General features: G+C 61.6%; 3 protein-coding genes. All 3 read left to right on the top strand.

The window, feature by feature from the left end:
• Nucleotides 1-591: 591 nt before the first annotated feature.
• The gene (locus Q0341_RS14820) at nt 592-999 is read left to right on the top strand and encodes a TonB family protein (protein WP_299514903.1); all 408 of its coding nucleotides are present in this window, start codon (nt 592-594) and stop codon (nt 997-999) included.
• A gap of 74 nt (nt 1000-1073) precedes the next feature.
• Nucleotides 1074-1910: a MotA/TolQ/ExbB proton channel family protein gene (locus tag Q0341_RS14815; protein ID WP_299514900.1), complete on the top strand. Its 837-nt coding sequence runs from the start codon at nt 1074-1076 to the stop codon at nt 1908-1910.
• Nucleotides 1911-1933: 23 nt separating this feature from the next.
• A partial coding sequence (locus Q0341_RS14810) for a biopolymer transporter ExbD (protein WP_299514897.1) occupies nt 1934-2288 on the top strand: 355 nt, incomplete at its 3' end.

The raw sequence follows: 2288 nt of genomic DNA, 5'->3' as shown, positions 1-2288 counted from the left end.
GGGGCGAGTTCACCATGGAAGAGACGCACGATGGTGTGCGCATTGCGGCCACCTGGCTGGGTACTGCTTTGGTTCAAGCTTGCACTCGCACCATACAAGGCCAGCGGTTTGAAAACGATCAAAGTGGCCTGGCCTTCAGCTTGCAGGCAGCGTCAGAAGACCCCAAAAAATGATCGTCTGCAGGGGCACCCTTTGAAACTTTCTGCGACTCACGCAAAATACATGGCCTCACCCATCCCCAACTGAGCCATGTCTAGCAGCACCTACCTTCGGCCAACCCCACAGCGCAGGCTTGTGGGCTTGGCGATCGCCGTGGTTTTGCACCTGCTGCTGCTATGGGCTGTGCAGGCAGGCATAGGCCAACAACTTGTTCAAAAAATACCGCCCGTGGTGCAAGCGATCTTGCTGCAAGACATCCAACCCCCCACACCTCAACCCACGCCGCAACCTCCCCCACCCAAGCCACAACAACCGCCACCGCAGCAGCAACCGCTACGGCCACCGCAAGCCAAACAGCCCCCCCCCGCAAGCCCAGCACCCACACCACCCCCACCCGCGCAGGCGCCCCCCCCATTGGAGTTGCCCTTGGCAGTGAGCCCTGTGCCCACGCAAGCGATTCAGGCGGCAGCAGCGGTGACCGAGACGCGACCGGCTGCCACCGTCAGCCCGACTCAGGCCCCGACAAGCACAGTCCCCACCCCGGCACGCGCTGCACCGCCCGTGCGCAAACCAGCCGGCGTCAATTCAGCCCAATGCGAAAAGCCCAACTACCCCAGCGCATCGCGCCGCATGGAAGAAGAGGGCACGGTGAGCCTGCGCTTTTTGGTAGGGGTGAATGGCAAAGTCATTCAATCTGAGATCGAGAAAAGTTCGGGCTACAAACGCCTGGACGAAGCCGCACGGGCAGGCCTGTCCTTGTGCCGGTTTGAACCTGCCACCGTCGACGGCCAGGCCGAACAAGCCTGGGCCAGCATGAAATACACCTGGCGGTTGGAGTGAGCGTCGTGAAAGCCCTCTTTCACACACGCATCAGCCCGGCCCACTGCTCCATCCAATTCACAGGACTCTCAGACATGCGCAAACCCTTTCACAGCCTCCTTGCCAGCTTGAGCCTGTCGGCCGCACTGCTCCTGACGGGCCCGGCCCTGGCCACCACGCCCAGTGTGTCACCTCAGACCGCTGCCATCGGCTCAGCCGCCCCAGCCACGGCCGTCAACCAAGAAGCGACGGCCGCAGTGGCGCAAGCCACGCATGCCGACAACCCTTACGGCTTGGGCGCGCTGTGGGCGCAAGGCGATGCCGTGGCCAAGATCACGCTGCTGCTTTTGGTTCTGATGAGCGTGGCCAGCTGGTATGTGATCTTCTCCAAGTTGGCCGAACAATCGCGCATGCGCCAACACGGCAAGGCCGCTCAGGGTGACTTCTGGACATCGGTCAGCCTGCGCCAGGCCGCTGAGGGGCTGGACGCCGCCAGCCCTTATCGGTTCATTGCAGAAAAAGGCCTAGAAAGCGCCAACCGGCACGAGGGCTTGCTGAGCGCCGTGGACTTCAACACCTGGGTCACCATGGGTCTGCAGCGCGCCCTTGGCACTGTGCAAAGCCGCCTGCAAGACGGCTTGGCGGTGCTGGCCACCGTGGGCTCCACCGCGCCCTTTGTGGGTTTGTTCGGCACTGTTTGGGGCATCTACCACGCGCTGGTCAAGATCGGTATCTCGGGCCAGGCCAGCATCGACAAAGTGGCCGGCCCCGTGGGCGAAGCCTTGATCATGACCGCCATCGGTTTGGCCGTGGCGGTGCCGGCGGTCTTGGGCTACAACTGGCTGGTGCGCCGCAACAAGGCTGTGATGGAAGAGGTCAACGCTTTTGCGGCAGACCTGCACGCCGTGCTGCTGTCTTCGGCCAAAAAATAACCTGCCCCAACGGAGACTGCGCCATGGCCATGCACATCGGCACCGAGTCCGAAGACGACATCATGAGCACCATCAACACCACGCCTTTGGTGGACGTGATGCTGGTGCTGCTGATCATTTTCCTGATCACCATTCCCGTGGTGACCACCTCCATCCAGGTCAATTTGCCGCAGGAAAAGAACCAAGTGCGCCAAACCTTGCCAGAAAACCTGATCATCTCGGTGAACAAGTCCGGACAGATTTTTTTGTACGACACCCCGATGAAAGACGCGGCCGATTTGCGTGAGCGGCTGAAGAAGTTTTCGGTGCTGCAACCCCAGCCTGAAGTACACATCCGCGGCGATGCACAAAGCGACTTCGCCGCCGTGGGCCAGGTCA

The sequence above is a fragment of the uncultured Limnohabitans sp. genome (assembly GCF_937889215.1).
Taxonomy (GTDB): domain Bacteria; phylum Pseudomonadota; class Gammaproteobacteria; order Burkholderiales; family Burkholderiaceae_C; genus Limnohabitans_A.
Note: the sequence above shows the minus strand (reverse complement) of the source record. Positions and strands in the feature narration are given on the sequence as shown.

Bases quoted from the DNA above. Each gene is read 5' to 3' on its own strand.
- Q0341_RS14815 (WP_299514900.1), top strand. From the start codon at position 1,074: ATGCGCAAACCCTTTCACAGCCTCCTTGCCAGCTTGAGCCTGTCGGCC.